Origin of the sequence: Gluconacetobacter azotocaptans (assembly GCF_014174355.1) — a bacterium.
Taxonomy (GTDB): Bacteria; Pseudomonadota; Alphaproteobacteria; order Acetobacterales; family Acetobacteraceae; genus Gluconacetobacter; species Gluconacetobacter azotocaptans.
Genome location: NZ_JABEQF010000006.1, coordinates 179,255 through 199,774, shown reverse-complemented (window position 1 = coordinate 199,774; position 20,520 = coordinate 179,255). Strand labels below are relative to the sequence as shown.

Below are 20,520 nucleotides of genomic sequence, written 5' to 3'. Positions count from 1 at the left end.
GATCTTGGTCGCCACTGCAGGCCGGCAGGCCCCGGAACGCACCCGTTGCCGCTGGCGGCGCGTCTAGCACGCTGCCCCGCGTCACGCAACCGAGACGATTGCCCACATCGTTATCCGGCCGGCCGGCCGGCCGGCTGTCAAGGGGGCGCGCACGCCGCGGGACGAAAAGCGGTCGTCTCGCGCTCGACCAGCGTCACGCCCAGGTCGACGACCCGGGGCACGTCCGGCCGGCCGGCCAGCAGGTCCAGCACCATGCCCCCCGTCCGCTCGCCCAATGCGCGGAAATCGACCGCGACGGTGGTCAGGGCGGGCACCATCTGCCGCCCCACCTCGAACCCGCCGAATCCGATCAGCGACACATCGTCCGGCACCCGCACGCCGCGCCTGTGGCATTCCATCAGTGCGCCGACGCCCACCAGGTCGGACACGGCGAACACCGCCTCCAGGTCCGGGGCCTGGTCCAGCAGATGGCCCATGGCCTGCGCACCGTGGGTGAACGAGACGGGCGGATTGCCCATGCGCAGCACCAGCGCGTCGGACCGCCCGGCCTCGCGCAGCGCCTCGGTGAAGCCGTCCAGGCGCTCGCCGCCCCGATGGTCGCAGGACAGCCCGTCGCCCGCCGCCCCCAGCGCGCCGATCCGCCGGTGGCCCAGCGCCATCAGGTGCCGCGCGGCCATCCGCCCGGCCTCGCGATTCGAATAGCCGACCATGCGGTTTACCGGCCGGCTGGCCAGCCCCGCCATCTGGACGATGGGGATCGTCTCCGCCGCCAGCAGGCCCCGCAGGGCGGGGCCGCGCGGTCCCGCCGGCAGCACCAGGGCCTCCGCCCGGCGGGCCAGCATGTCGCGCACATGGCGCAGCATTGCGTTTTCATCATAGTCGGTATACCCGATCAGCAACTCATATCCCTCGCGGCGGATGACTTCCGTCAGCCCCCGCGCGGCATCGGCGAAATTGGTGTTGGTCAGGGTAGGCACCACCAGGCCGACGAATCCGCTGCGACGGGTGGACAGGGCCTCCGCCGCCCGATCGGGCACGTAGCCCAGTTCGGCGATCACGCGTTCGATGGCGCGGCGCGTGTCCTCGCGCACCAGGTGGGGCGCGCGCAGGGCGCGCGACACGGTCATGCGCGACACCCCGGCGCGCGCCGAGACATCCATGATGGTGGGGCGCCCGCCGGGCGCCCGCGCCCCGGCCACGGGGGACAGGGCGGAAATTTCGATCGCCTGTCCGGCCGCGCCGGCCCCTGTCCGCGTCCTGCCTGCCATGCCCCGGCCCGCCCTCCCCCTGCCTGCCCGCGTCGAATCGTTCACGGAAACTTATAGTCCGGGGCAGACGAAACGGACGCCGGAAATATGGACAAGGCCGCCATGTTCCTGTCCCGATACGGACCGGTAGATCAAGAACAGGAACGGGAACCGCCCAACATGTCTTCTCTTGCCCTTTTCGACCTGACCGGACGGCTGGCCCTGGTGACGGGATCCAGCGGCGGCATCGGCCTGGCGATCGCCGCCGGCCTGGCCGACGCCGGCGCGCGCGTGGTGCTGAACGGCCGCGACGCCGCCCGCCTGGAGGACGCCGCCGCCCTGCTGCGCCAGGCGGCCCCGAAGGGGGTGGAGCGCACCATCCTGACCAGCGCGTTCGACGTGACCGACCGCCTGGCCGTCGAGGACGGCGTGCGCCGGCTGGAAGAGGCCTCGGGCCCCATCCGCATCCTGGTCAACAACGCGGGCATCCAGCGCCGCGCGCCGCTGGACAGCTTTTCGGCCGAGGACTGGTCGGAACTGATGCGCACGAACCTGGACAGCGTCTTCTATGTCGGCACGGCGGTGGCCCGGCACATGATCCCGCGCGGCGAGGGCAAGATCATCAATATCGGCAGCGTGCAGTGCGAACTCGCCCGGCCGGGCATCGCCCCCTATACAGCGTCGAAGGGCGCGGTGAAGAACCTGACCAAGGGCATGTGCGCCGACTGGGCGCGGCACGGGCTGCAGATCAACGCCATCGGGCCGGGCTATTTCGAGACGCCGCTGAACCGTGCGCTGGTCGAGGACCCGGACTTCAACGCCTGGCTCAAGAAGCGGACCCCCGCCGGCCGCTGGGGGAAGGTCGAGGAATTGCAGGGGGCGGCCGTCTTCCTGGCCTCCGACGCCTCGTCCTTCGTCAACGGGCAGACGCTTTATGTGGACGGGGGCGTGCTCTCGGTCCTCTGACCGGGGCGGATGCCGCGGGCGGGGGGTGCCCCGCTCTCCAGCACCGCACGAACCGCCAGAACGCTGGCGCGGGCCCGCGCACCGGTCGACAGCAGGCCCAGCCAGGCAATGAAGCCGGCCAGGGCCACCACCCCCCACCAGACGCGATGGCTGGCCAGCGACAGCAGGGTCATGGCGACCCGATCGCCGCCGGCCCCCATGCCCGCGCCGGCCATCGCCGACGCCGTCATTGTGCCGGACACCGCGATCCCCAGCAGCGCCCCAACCTGCCGGCTGGTCGAGGCCAGGGCCGCGGCCAGCCCCGCCTGGTCGCGCGGCATGCCCGACACCGCGGCATTGGTGATGGGCGCGTTGCACAGGCCGAATCCACACCCGCACAGCCCGTAGGACACCGCCAGCAGGCCCAGCGGCGTCGCATCGGCCAGCCCCGTCAGCAGCAGCGCCCCGCCCCCCAGCCCCGCCGCCGACAGCAGCAGCGGCAGGCGCGCGCCCCGCGCGGCCACCAGCCGGCCCGACAGCGGCGCGCAGACCATGACCCCCAGCGCGAACGGCAGCGTGCACAGGCCGGCATGCAGGGGGGACAGGCCCCGCACGTCCTGCAGGTACAGCGTGTTGAGGAACAGGAAGGCGCTGAAGATCGCAAAGGCGCAGATCGCGATCAGGATCGCGCAGGTAAACGGCAGCGCGCGAAAGAAGCGGACATCCAGCAGCGGCTGCGCGCGACGCCGTTCCACCACGACTAGGGCCGCCACGCCCAGCCCCGCCAGCACCAGGCCCGCGTCGATCGCCGGCGCCCCCCAGCCGTAATCCCGCACCTCGATCAGGGCGGCCGTGACGGCGGCCAGGGTCAGCGCGACCAGGAGCTGCGCCGGGACGTCGATCGCCCGCGCCCGTACGGCACGGGATTCCGGGATGAACCGCAGGCTGAGCCAGATCGCCAGCAGGCCGACCGGCACGTTGACCCAGAATACCGCCCGCCACCCCGCGTACGTCGTCAGCACGCCGCCCGCCAGCGGCCCCAGCGCCAGCGCCACGCCCGACATGGCGCCCCACATCCCGATCGCCCGCGCCCGCGCGCCGGGGGCGGTAAAGACATTGGCGATGATCGACAGCGCCACCGGGTTGAGCATGGCGCCCCCCAGCCCCTGGAACCCCCGCGCCAGCACCAGGGCCAGCGCGGACGGCGCCAGGCCGCACAGGACCGAGCCCGTGCAGAAGGTCGCGATTCCCGTCACGAAGACCCGCCGGCGGCCAATGCGGTCGGCGGTGGACCCCGCCAGCACCAGCAGGCTGGCCACCACCAGCGTATAGGCGTCGACAACCCATTGCAGGGTCGAGAACCGCCCGCCCAGATCGGCGCGAATCGACGGCAGGGCCACGTTGACGATGGTCACGTCCATCATCACCAGCAGCAGGCTCAGGCAACAGGTCGCCAGGACCACGTTGGGGCGAAGGGGCGAATCGGACATGCGGCCCCGACAATTTCCCCGGCGCACGAACGCGCGAGCCTGCCGCACCACCACACCGGGATCATTTTTCAGGATAAGGGAATGGAGCGGGCGAAGGGAATCGAACCCTCCTCAGAAGCTTGGAAGGCTACTGCATTACCACTATGCTACGCCCGCCCATGGCAACGTTCATAACGCCGAACCCCGCCCCGCGGCAAGTCCCTGCCCGCGCGCAATACGCCGCCGCCGCCCTGCCATCGGGGTCCCGGTCACGGGAATCGCACGCACCCCCTTGACTTTGCCGGCCGGGCATACTTTTTTCCGCTGCCTGCGCCGGGTTCGCACGGGTGGCCAAGAGGACAGCTTTCCGCTATCTCTTGGTCGGCGCCGAAGGCGGCATGCAGGGGTGTAGCTCAATTGGCTAGAGCGCCGGTCTCCAAAACCGGAGGTTGCGGGTTCGAGACCCTCCACCCCTGCCAACCGCCCCGTTCGGGTTGACCCCGTGCGGTGCATTACGGTGCCCCGACATGCAGTTGAGGCGTTTTTCAGCCCCGTCCGCCATTCTCGCCGGATGGACGGTGGCGTGGTGTTACAAGAAGGGTGTTTCGTGTCGGTCAGTCCCGCGAAATTTGTGCAAGAGGTCCGTGCGGAAGCGGGCAAGGTCACATGGCCCACGCGTCGCGCCACGCTGGTGACGACCGGGGCAGTGTTGGCCATGGCCGCCCTGACGTCGGCGTTTTTCTTTGTCGTCGACCAGATCATCGGCCTCGGCGTACGTGAACTTTTTGGGCTTGGAGGCTGAGGAACGGACCATGGCAAAACGTTGGTACGTCGTTCACGTCTATTCAGGTTTCGAAAAGAAGATCGCCCAGCACATCAAGGAGCAGGCGGCCCAGAAGGGGCTGTCCGACCATTTCGGCGACGTCCTGGTGCCCTCCGAAGAGGTCGTCGAGGTCCGGCGTGGCCAGAAGGTCAGTTCCGAGCGGAAATTCTTCCCCGGCTACGTCCTGGTCAACATGGAACTGACCGACGATGCCTGGCATCTGGTCAAGGACACGCCCAAGGTCACCGGCTTCCTGGGCAGCAAGACCCGTCCGTCGCCGATTCCCAACGCCGAGGCCGAGCGGATCATGAAGCAGGCGCAGGAAGGGGTGGAACGCCCCCGTCCCTCCGTCACCTTCGAGATCGGCGAGCAGGTGCGCGTCTCCGACGGCCCGTTCACCTCGTTCAACGGCACGATCGAGGAAGTGGACGAGGAAAAGGCGCGCCTCAAGGTCAGCGTCTCGATCTTCGGCCGCTCCACGCCGGTCGATCTGGAATACAGCCAGGTCGAGAAGCTCTGATCGTCCCCGACGATCCCGGACGAACGAAGGGCGCCTTGCGGCGCCCTTCTTCATTTCCGCTGCGTCGAGCGTAAAAAATCGGGCGTTGCCCGAGCCCACCAGGGCCTGAGGCCCTGGACCCCGATCATGAATGAAACGACCGGGTTTCCAAAGAGCAGTGCCCTTTGGCGGGTTTCAGGGCAGAGCCCTGAGGCCTGCGCCCAGGGTGCGCAGCCGCACTGCCGCCTCATCGGCCACCTGCCCCAGCAGGCCACTCAGCGCCGCTACCATGCCGGGCGTCCCCCCACCCTGCACCGGCAGGGTCAGGGCCAGCACATTGGACGATCCGGGCGCGCCGACCGGGTGAACGGCCAGGCTGCCCGCCAGCACGGCACGCCCCGCGCCGTCGCGCGCGAAGCGCGTCACATCCAGTTCCACCACCGCCAGCGGCACGCCGGCCGCCGAATCGTTCTGCGCGAACACCGCGCTGCCGGGCAGGCGTTGCTGCAGGTTCGCGGTCAGCACATGGGCGATCATGGTCGGCAGCGATTCGCTCCAGGCATCGCCGCTGCTGAGCTTGATGCGATAATCGCCGTCGCTGCCCACGATCCGGTCACGATCCAGCGACAGCGCAACGGTGGGGGTCCGGACCTCGATCACCGCGGGCGCCCCGCCCTGGGCCGGGCCGGGCCAGGGGGCCAGCGTATAGAAGGCCGGGTCGGACGAGCAGCCGGCCAGCGGGGCGACCGCCGCGACCGCCAGCAGGCCCAGACCGCGCCCCAGCACCGCCCGGCGCGACGCGGGGCGGAGGTTCGATGTGTACCCAGGCAATGTCATCGACTAGCGTCCCGTAAGCAGCGCCGAAGGATGGCGATTGAGGAAATCGGTCAGGAAGCGTAGCGACCGCGCGGCCTCGTCCAATTGCACCAGCATATGTTGCAGGTCGCGGTGGAAATCGGTGTCCCCGCCATAGCTGGCCAGCAGGACGTTGGCGTTTTTCAGCGTCTTGTCCAACTGGTCGCTCATCTGCGGCAGGCGCTGGAACAGCGGATGCATGCCCGTGCGCGCGTCGCCGGCCAGGCCCCGGACACTGCGCAGCGAATCCCGCAGGGCGGCGATGGCCTGCCGCACCTCGGGGCTGTTGATCCGGGCGTCGGAATGGGCCAGCAGATTGTTCAGGTTCACGCCCACCTGCGTCAGCGGCATCGCGGCGATCTTGTCCGCGACGGTGGACAGCGAATCCATGATGCCGCCCATGCCGCCGGCCTTGCCGGGAATGACCAGCGTCGTGCCTTCGGCCTGCACCACGGCCGGCGTGGCGTTCTTCACGAAATTGAGGCCGATGACCGACTCGCCGGTCAGGAAGCTGGCGGTATCGACCGAGGCGCGCAGGCCGTTGTCCACCAGCGCCTGGACCATGCCGGCCATGGCGTCGTGATGGATTTCGTCCTCTTCCAGAATGCGCTCGGGCTGGATCTCCATGCCCACGCGGACGCGGGCCGTGCCGACCTTCGGGTCCAGGTCCAGCTTCACGCTGGTGACCGTCCCGACCTGGATGCCGAACATCGTGACCTGCGCGCCGACCGCCAGGCCGGACACTGAACTGGTCAGATAGGTCGCCAGCGACAGCCGTTCGCGATAGCCGGCGTTGTCGGCGGCTTCCTGGCTTTCGTACAGGCGGAACACCGAATTCTTGGGGGCGGTGGGGACGCCCTGCGCCTCGCGCCGCTCCGCCAGGCCGAACGCCACCCCGCCCGAGAACAGGGCCTGCAGCGATTGCAGCTTGACCTTCAGCCCGCCGGCCCCGAACCCGACCTGCACGCCCGAGACGTTCCAGAAGCGCGTATCGGTCCGCAGATAGCGGTCATAGGGTTCGCGGATGAAGACCTGTACCAGGATCGGCCCCTCGCCGCCCGGCGGCATGGTGTAGCCCAGTACCTCGCCGACATCGATGTCGCGGAAGAAGACCGGCGCCCCCTGCCCGATCGACCCCAGGGTCGAACTGATCAGGGTATAGGTATTGCCCGGCTGGTCGGAACGGATGCCCGGCGGGGATTCCAGCCCCTTGAACTCGGTGGTGCGCTGGCCGCCGGGCTCGCCCGGATCCACCGAGATATATGCCCCCGACATCAGGGTCTCCAGGCCCGTGATGCTGGCGCCGTTCAGCCGGGGCCGGACGACCCAGAAGCGCGCATGATCGGTCAGGATCGGCGCCGCATGCGCGCTCATGCGCACGCGGACCTCGACATGGCGCATGTCCGGGGTCAGGGTGACGGCCTCGACCGTGCCCAGCGGGACGGCCTTGTTCTTGACCTGGGTCTGGCCGCTGGTCAGCCCGTCGGCGGTGTCGAAGGTGATCGTGATTTCCGGCCCGCGCCCCATGAAGCCGCGCCAGCCCAGATAGCCGGCGATGCCGATCGCCACGATGGGAACGAACCAGACGATCGAGAACCGAAACCGCCTCTCCGAGGCTTCCGGCGGAACGGAGGATCGTCCGCCGGTATGATCTTGAGGGTCGTCCGTCACGCCTGCCTTGGCTCCATCATCTCAGTTGCCGCCACGGCGTGGCCGTCGCGCGTACGCACCGCCGCGGACACCTGCCCGCCGTTCGAGGACGGCCGGTTCATTCCGGCCGCGTCCCACATCAATCGTGGGTCGAAACTCCATGCCGCGAACAGGGTCAGCACGACCACCGCGGCAAAGGACACCATCCCGGCGTTGGCCGTGACGTTGGCCAGCGAATTGAACCGCACCACCGCCACCAGGATCGACACCATGAACACGTCGATCATCGACCAGCGCCCGATGATGTCAACGACGTGAAACAGTCGCGTCCGCTGCACCAGCGCGAAGGACGATCCCCGCCAGGTCGCGATCAGCATCCAGCCCAGGCTGACGATCTTGAGCATCGGCACGACGATGCTGGCGAAGAAGACCAGCAGCGAAAGCGGCACCATCCCGTCCTGCCACAGCTCGATCGCGCCTTCGATGATGGTGTGCCCGCCCCCGCCGCCGATCTTGAAGAAGGTCATGACCGGAAAGAGATTGGCCGGAAAATAGCAGATCACCGCCGAAATCAGGAACGCCGTCGGCCGCGCCAGCGCCTGGGGCGCGCGGCGCCAGACGCGGTGGTCGCAGCGCGGACACACGCCCACGCACCGCAGGTTGCTGACCGGGGCGCTCAATTCGCCCACCAGGCCGCAGGCGGGGCATGCCACCAGATGGTCCACCGGCGGCATGGAAATCTCGTCTATCCGCACATGGCGGACCCGCACCCGTTCGCCGTTTTCCATCCGGGTGATGGAATCCACGCGCCGATGCTGCCAGATCAGTTCGGTATCCAGGGTCGAATCACTGGCGGCCATCGTCAGCATCAGCGCCGCGATCAGGTAGACCGCCGGCCCGACATCGACATGGGCCAGGTCCGTCAGCTTGGTATAGGCGACGAAGATGCCCAGGACATAGACCTCGACCATCGACCAGGGACGCAGCTTTTCGTACCAGATCAGCAGATGGGGCGCCCAGTCCGGCATCTGCCGGCGGCTGGCGGCATACAGGATCGCGAACATCATGCCGATGACGATAGCCGGCGCGACGATGGTGACGATGCCCACCAGCAACCCGGCCTCGCCCCAGCCCTCGTGCAGCAGTTCCATCGGCCCGGTCAGCAGGCTGACGGTCCGTTCGCGGCCATAGACGTCCAGCGTCATCAGCGACGACGCCAGCGCCGCCAGGTACAGCGCGCAGGAACTGATGCAGAATGCCAGGGGGGTCTGCAGAGGCGACGTGCGCCGCCGCCATTCCAACGTCTGCTGGCATCGGGCACAGGACGCCAGATGCCCCGGCTGCAGCGCCGGCATGCGCTGGAACAGACCGCATCCGGAGCATTCGACCAGGCCGTCGATGGTCCAGACATGGCGCAAAGCCGCCTTCCGACGGGGCCAGCCGGCCCCGCGGACCAGGCGGGAGGTCCGGGCAGAGATCGTCTCGCTCATCACCCCCCCACATATAATTCAATTTCGGGGGATAGATAGTCATTCAGCATATTGCAGCCATGCCACAGGTCGGATATAGCCCTCGTCGGCCAGCCGACATAGCTCAGGGGTAGAGCAACTGATTCGTAATCAGTAGGTCCTCGGTTCAATTCCGAGTGTCGGCACCATTTTCCCTTTTGATTTTATTGACATAATGCCCGCGGGCCGTCCTGCGCGCGGTTTGCCGCGCGCCTTCCGGACGGTTCGGGCACATGCGAGCCGTGGCGCGGTCTCCGGCCCCGTGGGCGATGTGAGGACGCGGCACCTTCTTCAATAAGGCGCCATCAGCCGGGTTCCAAAAATGGCGGATTTCTGCCGTCATTCCCGCACCGCCACGGCAGCGTCCCGGCGTGATCCACAAGACGGGGCAGCTGTTTCTCACCCCGCCACGTGCATGTGGTGCCGTGCCGCCTCGACGATATCCTCGACCCCCAGGCCGACATAATGCAGGACGTCGTCCGCCGACCGGCCGCTCTTGGGAATCCTTCCGACGACCAGCGGGTAGATCGGGGGGGCGCCCTCTATCGTGGCCGCGGTTTCCGCAAGCTCGCTGCCCAGGCCGCCGACATAATTGTCCTCCACGGCAATGATGCAGCCCTCATCTCCGGCCAGGGCCAGGATGGCCGGCACGTCCGCCGGCAACGAATAGGCGTCCACGACCGCCGCGCTGACGCCGTCCTCCTCCAACATCTGAGCGGCCTTCAGGCAGCTATGCACCAGATATCCCCACGCCACGAACACGAGCGGACGACCGGCACTCCCCTGCAGCGCAGGCCGCACGACTTTATGCGAACGAAGGGGAAAATTCTCACCTTCCGGGTAGAGGACGGGCAGGTCCGACCGGACCGCGCGCAAATAGCAGGCGCCGGAGGTTTCGGCCATGGCAAGGACCAGGCCATAGGCGCTGACCGCGTCGCTTGGTGTCAGGATCGTCATCGCCGGGTTGCCGTGGCTGTCACGCACATGCGCGAAGGTACGCATGAAGGCGACGTCCGCCAGCCCCATCTGGCTGGGACCGTCCGAGGCCAGCGTCACGCCCACATGGGTCCCGACCAGTTTCAGGTTCGCGCCACCGATGATCGCCATTTCGATCTGGTCGAAGGCACGTTCCAGAAAGCGGCCGAACGTGCTGACGAACGGGATCTTTCCGCCGCTGGCCAGCCCCGCCGCCGCCGATACCATGTTCTGTTCGGCAATCCGCGCCTCGAAATAGCGATCGGGAAAGGCCTGGGCGAAATCCTCGGCATAGGTCGAATTCTTGACGTCCGCATCCAGTGCCACGACCTGTGGATTGGCGGCCCCCAGCATCTTGAGGGCCGTGCCGAAGGCGCGGCGGGGCGACATCATTTTCTTGTCGCGCAGGGCCGAGGCAATCTTCGCATTCCCCTGCGCGACCGCACCGAGGGACGCGGGTGTCGAGACATCCACCTGCGCGGGCGGAACTTCGAGCGGGGGCGTGATGCGAAGCAATTGCGCGATATCTTCCGCAGGGGCACCGTCTACGCCAAATTCCCGCCCAAGCCTGTCGAGAGCCGCCAGAACAGCCTCAAGCTGTTCCTGTTTCACAGGCGTCCCGTGATGGCCCATCCCAGCCAAGTCGGGCACTCCCCAGCCCTTCACCGTGCGGGCGACGACGCAAAGCGGCTTGCCCTTCGCCAGGGCCGTCCGGTTGCGCAGAACGTCGTCGATCTTCGCCGGGTCGTGTCCGTCGATCTCAAGCGCGATCCAGCCGAATGCCTGGGCCTTGTGCTGTAAATGCACCCAATCCTGCGCGGGCGAGACATAATCGCTTTGCGCCAGGGTGTTGCAGTTGAAGATGGCGACGACGTTGGTCAGTTCATGGTCCGCGATGAAATCCATCGCCTCCCAGATCTGTCCTTCACGCGATTCTCCGTCCCCGATAATGCAGTAGATGGTCTTGTCGATCCCATCCAGACGCGCGGCGGCAGCCAGCCCGGCCGCGACCGACAACCCCTGCCCCAGGGACCCCGTGGCCGCGTCGAAGAAAGGAAACCCCAGCTCGGGGTTGGGATGTCCGTCAACCGGGCTGTCAATGTCACGCAGCGCCATCAGGTCGTCCTGCGTCATCGGGCGGGCCTGCCCATGTGGGGTGATGGTCACGCCAAGGTCGGCACATGCCGCATAGAGGATCGGCACCGCATGCCCTTCCGACAACACCAGACGATCCGATCCCGCAGCCCGCGGATCCGCCGGATCCCATCTCATCACGCGATACAGCAGTTCCGTCACCAGATGGGTCAGCGACAATGCCGTCGTAGGGTGTCCGGCCTTGGCGGCGGTGGTGGCGCGAACGGCCAGTTTTCCCAACGCGATGGCCTTGGCCTGCACGGCCTGCTCGACTGTCAGCATCTTGTGCCTCCTGTGTGCTTTGCGTCCTCTGTCGGGCGGCAACGGAACGACAAGCATGCCCTGCGCGCCCCCATTGTCGTGTCGTGAGCATTCGGCAGAAAGACGGGGTCCCCGGGGGCTGCGCCGACGCTGGATGTCAAGCTTTGCCGTGGCTGGCGGCCCGCCCTTTCGTCCGGCCTCTGCCGCCTTTACGGCTGGCCTCCGAAGCCTTCATGAGCCGAAGCCTTCAAGGGGTTGTACGCGGCATTCCTTATGCCCGGGTTCGGACGCTTTTTTCGTATTATTGACGAAATTTTCCGGGATTATGTGCCCGCCCCCTCCGCCGCGGCTGTCGGGGGAGCCTTCGCGCGCGAAGCGTGCCTGCTGGATACAGATACGATCAACATGATCGATCCTCCCGTATATCCTCATATATCCTCATATTATTGTTGTAATATCATCGTTTTTCCTCATTCCCTTCCGGGTGTCCCACGAGGAAGCAGCCCGGCGGATGCAGCCGGGACGAACTCAACGGCGCGGTGCCCCAACCGGTTCCCCGCACCATCCTGCTTTTGCCAAATCCTTGGAACGGTATGGAGAAACCCCTCCTGTCCTGCCGCGTAGACAGCACGCCTCGGCGCGACATAGCGGTCGGGGATGAACGGCATGCACGTCATCGGCCGCCCCCACGCAAGGCATGAAAACCGGCCGGACGCATCTTCACCACGATGGAGAGGCCGCATGACAGAGAACAGCGACGAGAGCTTCGCCGGGCAGCAACAGCAGCCACCGGGCCGCACCGACGCCATGCGGCCGAAGCCCGGCCACAGCGAAACCTCCTACCACGGTTCGGGACGGCTGGCGGGTAAGCGCGCCCTGATTACCGGCGCGGATTCCGGAATCGGCCGGGCCGTGGCGATCGCCTTCGCGCGCGAAGGTGCCGATATCGCCATTGCCTATTATAACGAGCACGATGACGCGCGCGAGACCGCGTCATGGGTGGAAAAGGCCGGTCGCAAGGCCATCCTTCTGCCCGGCGACGTGGCGGACAAGCAGCAGTGCATCATGCTCGTCCAGCGCACGGTCGACGCCTTCGGGGGCATCGACATCCTGGTGAACAATGCCGCGCATCAGAAAAGCATCGAAAAGCTGGAAGATATCGACGAGGCCGAGTGGGACTCGACGTTCCGCACCAACATCTACAGCATGTTCTTTCTCTGCCAGGCGGCGGTGCCGCACATGAAGCCTGGCGCCGCGATCGTCAACACCACCTCGATCAATGCGACGTCACCGTCTCCGCACCTGCTGGCCTATGCCGCGACCAAGGGCGCCATCGCGAACTTCACGGCCGGTCTGGGGCAGCTTCTGGCGCCGCAGGGCATACGGGTCAACGCCGTCGCACCTGGGCCGATCTGGACGCCGCTGATCCCCTCGACCATGCCGCCCGAGGCCGTGCGGACATTCGGGCAGAACACGCCGATGGGCCGCGCCGGACAACCGGCCGAGGTCGCGCCGGCCTACGTCCTGCTGGCGTCGGACGAGGGAAGCTACATGACCTCCGCCATCGTCCCCGTCACCGGGGGGCGGCCGATGTTGTGACCGTGGGAAACGCCGTCCGGGCGGCCCGCCGCCCCGGCAAGGAGATGATCCATGAAAGCACTGGTATGGCACGGCAAGAGCGACATCCGCTGCGAAAGCGTCCGGGACCCCATTCTTGAAAACAGCCGGGATGCGATCATACGGGTGACCGCCTGCGCAATATGTGGGTCGGACCTGCATATTTTCGACGGAATGATACCGGAGATGCACCGGGGCGACGTCCTTGGCCATGAAACCATGGGCGAGGTGATGGAGGTCGGAAAAAACGCCGGGGATCTCAAGGTCGGGGACCGCGTGGTGGTCCCCTTCACCATCGCGTGCGGGGAATGTTTCTTTTGCATGAAGGGCTTTTACTCGGGCTGCGAACGGACCAATCCGGACCATGCCAAGGCCGAGCAGCTTTGGGGCCATTCGCCGGCCGGCCTGTTCGGCTATTCCCACCTTCTGGGCGGCTATGCGGGCGGACAGGCGGAATATTTGCGCGTTCCCTACGCCGATGTCGGACCGATCAAGGTGCCGGACCAGTTGACGGACGAACAGGCGCTGTTTCTGTCGGATATCTTTCCCACGGGCTACATGGCTGCGGAATTCTGCAATATCCAGCCCGGACAGACGATTGCCATCTGGGGCTGCGGCCCCGTGGGACAAATGGCAATCCGCAGCGCCTTTCTTCTGGGCGCCGAACGGGTTCTCGCTGTCGATACCATCCCCGAACGGCTCGCCCTGGCCCGCGACGCCGGTGCTCAGACGATCGATTTCAAGACCGAAAACGTCTACGAGCGCATCCAGGACCTGACAGGTGGCCGTGGCGCCGATGCATGCATCGATGCCGTTGGCACCGAGCCCGACACCTGGAGCGGCATCGACGCGGTGGTGGACCGCATCAAGACGGCGACCTTCCTGGGAACCGACCGCCCCCATGTGCTGCGACAGGCCATCATGTGCTGCAGGAATTTCGGAACTGTTTCCATCGTCGGCGTCTATGGCGGTCTTCTCGACAAAATTCCGATGGGGTCGGCAATCAACCGGGGCCTGACGTTCCGCATGGGCCAGACACCCGTACAGCACTACCTGCCGATGCTGATGGACAGGATCGTCAAGGGCGACATCGACCCGTCCTTCGTCATCACGCATCGGGCCACGCTGGAAGACGGACCCGAACTTTACAAGACGTTCCGCGACAAACGCGATGGATGCATCAAGGTCGTCATGAAGCCTTGATGACACAGGGGCAGTAGAGACCCCGAATGAGTCGGGCGGGTGTCCCCGCTCGGCTCGAATCCGGACCATCGCCCGAAGGGTCTGCGGGTCTCAATTCAACGGGTTTCCAGGGTCCTGCGGCATCGGCGGCGGCTGGCCCGGCGGCGGGGGCGGAGCCGGCTGTTCCGGCGGGTAGGGTGACGGCGGATCGGATACATCGTCGATCTGACAGGCATGGGCTGTATTCTTCATATTCGGCTCGATCCCTGTTGTGGGTAACATAATATTTTCATACCCGAAGGGAGTCGCCGGTCTGGCGACTCCCTTCGACGTCAGGGGCAGCGTGGGGTCATGCCGTCTGGCGCTGGGCCTTCGGATTGCTCTCACGGCCGGCGATTTCCGAGAGCAGAGCGTCGGTCCGCTTTTCTTCTTCAAGCGTTTCCCCCAGCAATTTCTCGGCATCCGCCAGTCCGAGATTGGCGGCCCACGCCTTCAGCGTGCCGTACCGGGAAATCTCGTAGTGTTCGATGGCTTGGGCGCCCCCGATCAGGACCGCGTCCGCCGCTCCGGTCGACCCGAAGTCTTCGAGATCTTCTTCCATTTCGGCCAGAATGCCCTGCGTCGCCTCGCAGGTCTTGCCGCGGGCCGCCTTGCCGATGATTCCGAACACCTCGTTCAATCGCTCGACGTGATGGGCGGTCTCGGTTGCGTGGGTTTCGAACGCCTCCTTGAGTTCGGGATCATGAGCGGCGCGCACCGACTTCCTGAGCGCCTTCAAGATCTGCTTTTCGGCAAAATAAATGTCCTTCAGCGTCTCGTAAAACGCATCGGACAGAGTCTTTTCCTGGGTCGCCATGATGAATTCCTTTCCATTTACGGCCACGCAAGGGGCCGGCAGACATCATTCCGACGGGGTTCGGGCCGACGGAGGCGGATGCGGAAATCATATCCGCTGGAGCACCGACCTGCCTATCGTCCCGAAAGACCGCCTTTACGTCTGCGATTTTTTCTTGAGAAAGCGACGTTGTATCGGCGGGATGCCGGCCGATGCACTCCGGCCTTGCAACATCATCCGCCAGGGATGCCTCCCGCGCAGCCGTCACATGCAGGCGTCCGCCCGTATCCGCGATATCCCGACGATCATGCGTGAGGTGTCGCGTAGCGCCAACGCTGATACGGCCCCCAGTCGGGAACCCCATTCAAACTACGCGTGTCTTCATGAATGGTTTCTGCTCACCGCGAGTTTCTCTCGCGACAGCCCGGCGAGGTCGAAGCGCGGATGATTTTTTCCCGAATCCGGCCGACACCGGCTTCCCTTATCGGGAAAGCGGGCATTCTGCAGCGAACTTCGCGGAACGCGGCACGTTCCAGAAATCTTCACAGAAGGATCACATCATGCCAATTCTGCTCTGGCTCCTTGGCATTCCCATTCCGATCATCATTCTCATTCTTCTACTCTATCATTGAGAGAATCCGCCATGCCCATATTGAGGGATGATGTGGCTGTCGTATCACCGCGTGCGGGGATATCGTGGGCAGCCGTTCTTGGTGGCGCCATCGTCGCGACGGCGGTGGCCATCATGTTGATGTCGCTTGGCTCGGGTCTTGGCCTCGCGTGGGTTTCGCCTGTTTCGGGGAATAACCCGTCGGGTATGACGTTTACCGTGATGACCGCGATCTGGCTGATCGTGGTCCAATGGGTTTCCTCGTTCTTCGGGGGATACCTTGCCGGCCGGCTGCGCCCGGCCGCAGGTGACGTTCATCGCCATGAAGTCATGTTCCGCGATACGGCGGCCGGTTTCGTCGCCTGGGCGGTCGCGGTCGTTCTTGTGGTGGGGCTGGCAGGTTCAACCGCGTGGTCGGCGGCCGGCGGCGTAGGGAAAACCGCCGCTGCAACGGTCGCCGGGCTGGGCGCGGGCGCCCTCAGCCAATCCGCGTCGAATCCCAGCGACTATATGCTTGATACCCTGTTCCGTACCACCCAGCCGGATACATCGTCCTCCAGCCAGGACGTGAAAACCGAAGCGGGGCGGATCCTGGCCACGGCCGCCACGGGCGAAATCACGCCGGCGGACCATGATTACCTGGCCCAGCTGATCGCCACCCGAACAGGCATTTCGGCCGAGGACGCCGGAAAACGGGTCGATCAGGCGGTCGCCACCGAAAGGGAGGCCATCGCGAAAGCCAAGCACATTGCCGACGTCGCCCGTAAAGCCGTCTCGTCATTCGCGCTCTACACGTTCTTTTCAATGCTGGTCGGCGCATTCATAGCCTGCGTGTCCGGTGCGATCGGCGGTCGGCGGAGAGACGCTTTCTAAAACCGGGACACCCCGGCAACCGGCGGCACAGTTCCCGGTCGCCTCTTTCTTCCTTGGCCGACTGTCGAAACGGGACGGGTCGGGCGAGGGAACCGGAAATGGCATTGCATGACCGTGTGAAGACCGCGCTGGACGAGACGCGCACCCTGATCCTGGGGGCGCAGATCCTGCTCGGCTTTCAATACCAGCTTGCCTTTCAGGATCGGTTCGACACGCTGCCCCGGCACGCACGCGTCATGGCGACCGGGGCACTGGGCCTGATGCTGCTGACAACAGGCCTGCTGATCGCGCCATCCGCCTACCACCGCATCGCCGGGCAGGGCCGCAGCGCCGGGCGCATTCAACTGCTGACCGGTCGCCTGGCGGCCGCTGCATTGTTGCCGTTCGCTGCCGCCTTCGGCCTCGACGTGGCGATCGCAGCCGAACATATGCTGGGTGGCGACATCCGCGCAGGCGAGGCGGCCGGCGCGGGCATAACCGCGCTGGCCCTGGCCGGCTGGTATGGAGCGGGCATGGTGATGAAGCAGCAGACCGCCGCCGCGCACCGCACGGCGCGCGCACGGCAGGACCGGCGCGAGGTCGCGCCGCTGCATGCGCGGGTCGAACAGATGCTGACCGAGGCCCGGGTGATCCTGCCGGGCGCGCAGGCGCTGCTGGGGTTCCAACTCGCGATTGTCCTGACCGCCGCGTTCGAGAAACTGCCCGTCCTGTCGCGCCTGATGCACGGCGGCGCCCTGTTCTGCGTCGCGTTGGCCGTCATCCTGCTCGTCATGCCCGCCGCGTTGCACCGCATCGTCTGGGCGGGCCAGGACAGCGAACGGTTTGTGCACCTTGGCGGCAACATCACGGCGACGGCACTGGTGCCGCTGGCCCTCGGCCTGACCGGGGACAGCTACGTGGTGGCTGCCCGCATCGTCGGGTCAGGTACTGCGGGAACGCTCGTGGCCACCGCCGTAGCCGCAATCCTGTTCGGCCTGTGGTTTGCCTGGCCGATGGTCGCGCACCTGACGCATCCCCTGCGGGGGAACTCGTGGGGGCACCGTTGAGTCCATCCCGGTCGGATCGGCTGGGCTTCTTCCTCATTGAACGCCCTGACGGGAATGAGGAACATCATAAAAATCACAATAATATTAATGTATTTTCCAGGAGAACGATCATGATCGATCGTATCTGCATTCCGCATATCCATGCCTCCGCCATGGCTCCCGCCGACAGCCGCGGGGGTGGCGGCAAGGAACATAATCCGGGCAATTTCGCCAACAATCCGGAAAAAGCATCCGAAGCGGGCCACAAGAGTGGACAACACCGCTCGGGGCATGCTGCGGAGGAACCCGCGAAGGCCTCGGAATCCGGCCATACAGGCGGCCAGCATCGTTCGGGGAATTTCGCCGACGATCCAGAACGCGCGGCGGAGGCCGGGCGAAAGGGCGGGCAGCACAGCCACGACAAGAAGTGACCTTCAGCACAGGCGGGCCCTCGGCGGGCCCGCCTTCCGCACCTTCGCGGCAGTAAGGAGCGGTCCGCTTACTTGCCTTGTTGTGGCAAGGCGAAAGCAACGATTTCATCGCCGTTCCGGGTCTTGAGCCCCCCGTGTCCGCCCACCGCAAGCACCACGTACTGGCGCCCGTCCTGGCCCATATAGGTCATCGGCGTCGCATTCCCGCCCGCATCGAGTGCGGTTTCATACAGGATATGGCCATTCCGGCCGTCCAGGACGCGGAACGCCTGGTCGGCGGTGGCCCCCATGAACACCAGTCCGGTCGGCGTCGTCAGCGTGCCGCCCATGCTGAAGATGCCCGTCGGCAGCCCCACGGGCATGCGCAGGGTATTGGTGGGGCCGACATTCCGGGTCGTACCCAATGCGCGTTCCCAGATCACCCGATGGTGCACAAGGTCGATGGCCTGTGTCCGGCCCCAGGGCGGCGCCAGGCATGGGGCGCCGAGGAAGCCCAGCCAGGGCTTGATGACGGCGGCATAAGGCAGGCCATGCTGCGGATTATTCGCGAAAGGCGGCTCGGGATAAGGCTGGTTCCAGCCGTCCCACGGCTTGAACAGACCTTCCTTCAGCGCCTTTTCGCGCGGGACAAGCTGCATGGTGAACGGGATGTAGGTCGTATTGACGTACAGCACGCCGCGTGTGGGGTCGATCGTCGCGCCATACCAGTCGTCCACGCCATCGAACGCCGGAAAGCCGATGGTGCCCTGCAGGCTGGGGGGCGTGAACAGGCCCTGGAAATTCATTCTTTTGAAGGCGATGCGACAGGCCATCTGGTCGAAGGGCGTGATCCCCCACAGATCGTCCGTCGACGGGTCGGGCCGGCGCAGATTCGGCATATCGGGTGAATAAGGCTGCGTGAGGGAGTACCGTTCGTTCGCAATGGTGCCCCCCGGCACCGGCCGTTCCTCCACACGGTAGAATGGCTTGCCGGTGCGACGGTTCAGCACGAAAAGCTCGCCCTGTTTGGTGGTCTGGACCAGCGCGGGCGTCATCCGGCCGCTGCCGTCCGGCAGATCGACCAGCGAGGGGCCGACGGGCAGGTCGAAATCCCACAGATCGTGATGGACGCTCTGGAAATGCCAGCGTTCCTCGCCCGTCGTGATGTCGAGCGCGACCAGCGACGTGTCGTACCGTTCGTCGAAGGCGCGGCGCTTGACGCCGTAATAATCGGGCGTGGCGATGCCAAGCGGCACGTACACCATGTTCAGGCCCGGATCGGCGGTATAGACGCCCCAGCCATTGGGGGTGCCGCGCGTGAAGATTTCACCGGGATTCAAAGGGCGGTTGGCCGGCGTGTGCCCCATATCCCAGCCCCAGGCCAGTTGACCGGTGGTGGCATCGAAGCCCCGGATAACGCCTGAGGGTTCGTCGACGGTCTGATTGTCGTAAACCCAGCCGCTGAGCATGATGCGATTATTCATCACCATGGGTGGAGACGTGATGAAATGAAATCCCGCCGGGATGGTGCCCATGCCCTGCCGCAGATCGACGATGCCGTCGGTGCCGAAGGCGGGACATAGGCGTCCGGTATCGGCATCAAGCGCGAACAAGGTCGGCGGCGATCCGGAATCCGTCGAAATGATGCGATGCGGGCACAGCAATCCCGCAGGCGCCTCGAAATAGGAAACCCCACGGCAGGCCTGATAGATATTCTGCCCATAATTTCCATGGGGGCTGTAGCGCCACACCTGTTTTCCGGTGGTGGCATCCAGCGCCACGACATCGCGATGCGGCGTGCAGAAGACCAGATTGTCGCCGACCTTCAGCGGCGTGGCCTCGAAACTGAATTCGCGGCCACGTGCATTCTCGCCTGGGCGCGGCAGATCGCCGGTGTGAAAAATCCATGCGGGTTTGAGATTGTGTGCATTTTTCGCCGTGATCTGCGTCGCAACGCCGAACCGGTCACCCGCCGAGGTGCCGCCCATATATCGCCATTCATTGTTCGCCAGGGATTCAGCATTGGTCAGCGCACCGCCCACGCGATCCGCCGGAAAGGGATTATGCTGAATGGTGCGCGATGCCGTAATGGCCCATCCGCAGGCGAACATGCACGCGAACAGCGCGGCGCAACCGCCCATGCCGCCGAGTACCGCCCTGTTGACGCGGATACGGCCGCTCGGGTCGTTCATGCGTCCCCCGACCCACGGGCCGAACACCCACAGACCGATGCCCGAAGGCAGCGCCAGCGGCGGAAGCAGGCGCCATCCATCCAGGCCCACGCGGGACAGGGCCCAGATCAGGGTATAGGCCAGCATGGCGGCATAGACCCACAGCCCCGCGCGCCGCCCCAGGGCAATCAGAATGCCGCTGGCGACCATCAATGCCCCTGCAACGGCGTAGTAACTGCTGTCACCCAGCGCGATCAGCCAGACGCCCGGGGCCGCGAGGGCCACGCCCAGGAGGATCAGCGCAACCCCCGTGAGGTAGATGAGGGCAGGTGTGGATCGCGATGGGAACAAGACGGCTTCTCCTCGCTTCGTCATTCAGGCGCAGCATGATCCGATGGCCGGAGCGGCACGCGCCGCCGGCGGCAAGAGCA

Annotated in this window: 16 protein-coding genes and 3 tRNA genes; 10 read left to right on the top strand and 9 right to left on the bottom strand. The window is 65.9% G+C overall.

Annotated elements, in window-relative coordinates; translation table 11 throughout:
- Positions 1-137 precede the first annotated feature (137 nt).
- A complete protein-coding gene (locus tag HLH34_RS10320; protein WP_244959835.1) occupies positions 138-1,268 on the bottom strand; it encodes a LacI family DNA-binding transcriptional regulator in 1,131 nt (376 codons plus the stop codon).
- A 159-nt stretch (positions 1,269-1,427) separates the two neighbouring features.
- Between HLH34_RS10320 and HLH34_RS10315 the strand changes: the two genes are divergently transcribed.
- A complete protein-coding gene (locus tag HLH34_RS10315) occupies positions 1,428-2,213 on the top strand; it encodes an SDR family oxidoreductase (RefSeq protein ID WP_183119489.1) in 786 nt (261 codons plus the stop codon).
- Here the strand turns inward: HLH34_RS10315 and HLH34_RS10310 are convergent.
- Both HLH34_RS10310 and HLH34_RS10305 read right to left on the bottom strand, forming a co-directional pair.
- The gene (locus HLH34_RS10310; RefSeq protein WP_183119488.1) at positions 2,180-3,682 is read right to left on the bottom strand and encodes an MFS transporter; all 1,503 of its coding nucleotides are present in this window, start codon (positions 3,680-3,682) and stop codon (positions 2,180-2,182) included. The genes HLH34_RS10315 and HLH34_RS10310 overlap by 34 nt on opposite strands.
- An 82-nt stretch (positions 3,683-3,764) precedes the next feature.
- Positions 3,765-3,838, bottom strand: a tRNA-Gly gene (locus HLH34_RS10305).
- Between the two features lie 225 nt (positions 3,839-4,063).
- Between HLH34_RS10305 and HLH34_RS10300 the strand changes: the two genes are divergently transcribed.
- From HLH34_RS10300 to nusG, 3 genes are all read left to right on the top strand, one after another.
- Positions 4,064-4,140 (top strand) — tRNA-Trp (locus HLH34_RS10300).
- Between the two features lie 128 nt (positions 4,141-4,268).
- Entirely contained in the window at positions 4,269-4,463 is a 195-nt protein-coding gene (gene secE, locus HLH34_RS10295; protein ID WP_182944231.1) for a preprotein translocase subunit SecE, read from the top strand.
- 10 nt (positions 4,464-4,473) lie between these two features.
- Positions 4,474-5,004, top strand: coding sequence for a transcription termination/antitermination protein NusG (gene nusG, locus HLH34_RS10290; protein ID WP_182954028.1), 531 nt, complete (start codon positions 4,474-4,476; stop codon positions 5,002-5,004).
- A 174-nt stretch (positions 5,005-5,178) separates the two neighbouring features.
- On the opposite strand, the gene HLH34_RS10285 is transcribed toward nusG, so the two are convergent.
- From HLH34_RS10285 to HLH34_RS10275, 3 genes are read right to left on the bottom strand one after another with little or no spacing between them, the layout of a single operon-like run.
- Positions 5,179-5,820 carry a PqiC family protein gene (locus tag HLH34_RS10285; RefSeq protein ID WP_183119487.1) on the bottom strand — a complete coding sequence of 214 codons (642 nt, stop codon included), beginning with the start codon at positions 5,818-5,820 and terminating at the stop codon, positions 5,179-5,181.
- Between the two features lie 3 nt (positions 5,821-5,823).
- Positions 5,824-7,509 (bottom strand): PqiB family protein, encoded by a 1,686-nt coding sequence (locus tag HLH34_RS10280; RefSeq protein WP_183119486.1) that lies wholly within the window; start codon positions 7,507-7,509, stop codon positions 5,824-5,826.
- Positions 7,506-8,978, bottom strand: coding sequence for a paraquat-inducible protein A (locus HLH34_RS10275; protein WP_183119485.1), 1,473 nt, complete (start codon positions 8,976-8,978; stop codon positions 7,506-7,508). The genes HLH34_RS10280 and HLH34_RS10275 overlap by 4 nt, the downstream gene beginning before the upstream one ends.
- A 92-nt stretch (positions 8,979-9,070) precedes the next feature.
- Here HLH34_RS10275 and HLH34_RS10270 point away from each other — a divergent pair.
- Positions 9,071-9,145, top strand: a tRNA-Thr gene (locus HLH34_RS10270).
- A gap of 250 nt (positions 9,146-9,395) precedes the next feature.
- Here HLH34_RS10270 and HLH34_RS10265 read toward each other — a convergent pair.
- Positions 9,396-11,444: a transketolase gene (locus tag HLH34_RS10265; protein WP_264784186.1), complete on the bottom strand. Its 2,049-nt coding sequence runs from the start codon at positions 11,442-11,444 to the stop codon at positions 9,396-9,398.
- Positions 11,445-12,107: 663 nt separating this feature from the next.
- Here HLH34_RS10265 and HLH34_RS10260 point away from each other — a divergent pair.
- The gene (locus tag HLH34_RS10260; RefSeq protein WP_183119483.1) at positions 12,108-12,965 is read left to right on the top strand and encodes an SDR family oxidoreductase; all 858 of its coding nucleotides are present in this window, start codon (positions 12,108-12,110) and stop codon (positions 12,963-12,965) included.
- 51 nt (positions 12,966-13,016) lie between these two features.
- Positions 13,017-14,186: a zinc-dependent alcohol dehydrogenase gene (locus tag HLH34_RS10255; RefSeq protein WP_183119482.1), complete on the top strand. Its 1,170-nt coding sequence runs from the start codon at positions 13,017-13,019 to the stop codon at positions 14,184-14,186.
- Positions 14,187-14,514: 328 nt separating this feature from the next.
- On the opposite strand, the gene HLH34_RS10250 is transcribed toward HLH34_RS10255, so the two are convergent.
- Positions 14,515-15,021 carry a YciE/YciF ferroxidase family protein gene (locus HLH34_RS10250; RefSeq protein ID WP_183119481.1) on the bottom strand — a complete coding sequence of 169 codons (507 nt, stop codon included), beginning with the start codon at positions 15,019-15,021 and terminating at the stop codon, positions 14,515-14,517.
- Between the two features lie 724 nt (positions 15,022-15,745).
- On the opposite strand from HLH34_RS10250, the gene HLH34_RS10245 reads away from it, so the two are divergent.
- From HLH34_RS10245 to HLH34_RS10235, 3 genes are all read left to right on the top strand, one after another.
- On the top strand, positions 15,746-16,483 hold the full coding sequence (locus tag HLH34_RS10245) for a hypothetical protein (protein WP_220792123.1): 738 nt from the start codon (positions 15,746-15,748) through the stop codon (positions 16,481-16,483).
- A gap of 98 nt (positions 16,484-16,581) precedes the next feature.
- Positions 16,582-17,529, top strand: a complete 948-nt coding sequence (locus HLH34_RS10240; RefSeq protein ID WP_183119479.1) for a DUF6328 family protein — start codon at positions 16,582-16,584, stop codon at positions 17,527-17,529.
- Positions 17,526-17,939 carry a con-10 family general stress protein gene (locus HLH34_RS10235; protein WP_240161378.1) on the top strand — a complete coding sequence of 138 codons (414 nt, stop codon included), beginning with the start codon at positions 17,526-17,528 and terminating at the stop codon, positions 17,937-17,939. The genes HLH34_RS10240 and HLH34_RS10235 overlap by 4 nt, the downstream gene beginning before the upstream one ends.
- Before the next feature lie 68 nt (positions 17,940-18,007).
- On the opposite strand, the gene HLH34_RS10230 is transcribed toward HLH34_RS10235, so the two are convergent.
- On the bottom strand, positions 18,008-20,440 hold the full coding sequence (locus HLH34_RS10230; protein WP_244959834.1) for a membrane-bound PQQ-dependent dehydrogenase, glucose/quinate/shikimate family: 2,433 nt from the start codon (positions 20,438-20,440) through the stop codon (positions 18,008-18,010).
- Positions 20,441-20,520: the final 80 nt, after the last annotated feature.

Coding starts and splice junctions, on each gene's coding strand:
- HLH34_RS10310 (WP_183119488.1), bottom strand. CDS start 3,682: ATGTCCGATTCGCCCCTTCGCCCCAACGTGGTCCTGGCGACCTGTTGC.
- HLH34_RS10255 (WP_183119482.1), top strand. CDS start 13,017: ATGAAAGCACTGGTATGGCACGGCAAGAGCGACATCCGCTGCGAAAGC.
- HLH34_RS10260 (WP_183119483.1), top strand. CDS start 12,108: ATGACAGAGAACAGCGACGAGAGCTTCGCCGGGCAGCAACAGCAGCCA.
- HLH34_RS10320 (WP_244959835.1), bottom strand. CDS start 1,268: ATGGCAGGCAGGACGCGGACAGGGGCCGGCGCGGCCGGACAGGCGATC.
- HLH34_RS10285 (WP_183119487.1), bottom strand. CDS start 5,820: ATGACATTGCCTGGGTACACATCGAACCTCCGCCCCGCGTCGCGCCGG.
- HLH34_RS10315 (WP_183119489.1), top strand. CDS start 1,428: ATGTCTTCTCTTGCCCTTTTCGACCTGACCGGACGGCTGGCCCTGGTG.
- HLH34_RS10245 (WP_220792123.1), top strand. CDS start 15,746: ATGTTGATGTCGCTTGGCTCGGGTCTTGGCCTCGCGTGGGTTTCGCCT.
- HLH34_RS10275 (WP_183119485.1), bottom strand. CDS start 8,978: ATGAGCGAGACGATCTCTGCCCGGACCTCCCGCCTGGTCCGCGGGGCC.
- HLH34_RS10240 (WP_183119479.1), top strand. CDS start 16,582: ATGGCATTGCATGACCGTGTGAAGACCGCGCTGGACGAGACGCGCACC.
- HLH34_RS10250 (WP_183119481.1), bottom strand. CDS start 15,021: ATGGCGACCCAGGAAAAGACTCTGTCCGATGCGTTTTACGAGACGCTG.
- HLH34_RS10265 (WP_264784186.1), bottom strand. CDS start 11,444: ATGCTTGTCGTTCCGTTGCCGCCCGACAGAGGACGCAAAGCACACAGG.
- nusG (WP_182954028.1), top strand. CDS start 4,474: ATGGCAAAACGTTGGTACGTCGTTCACGTCTATTCAGGTTTCGAAAAG.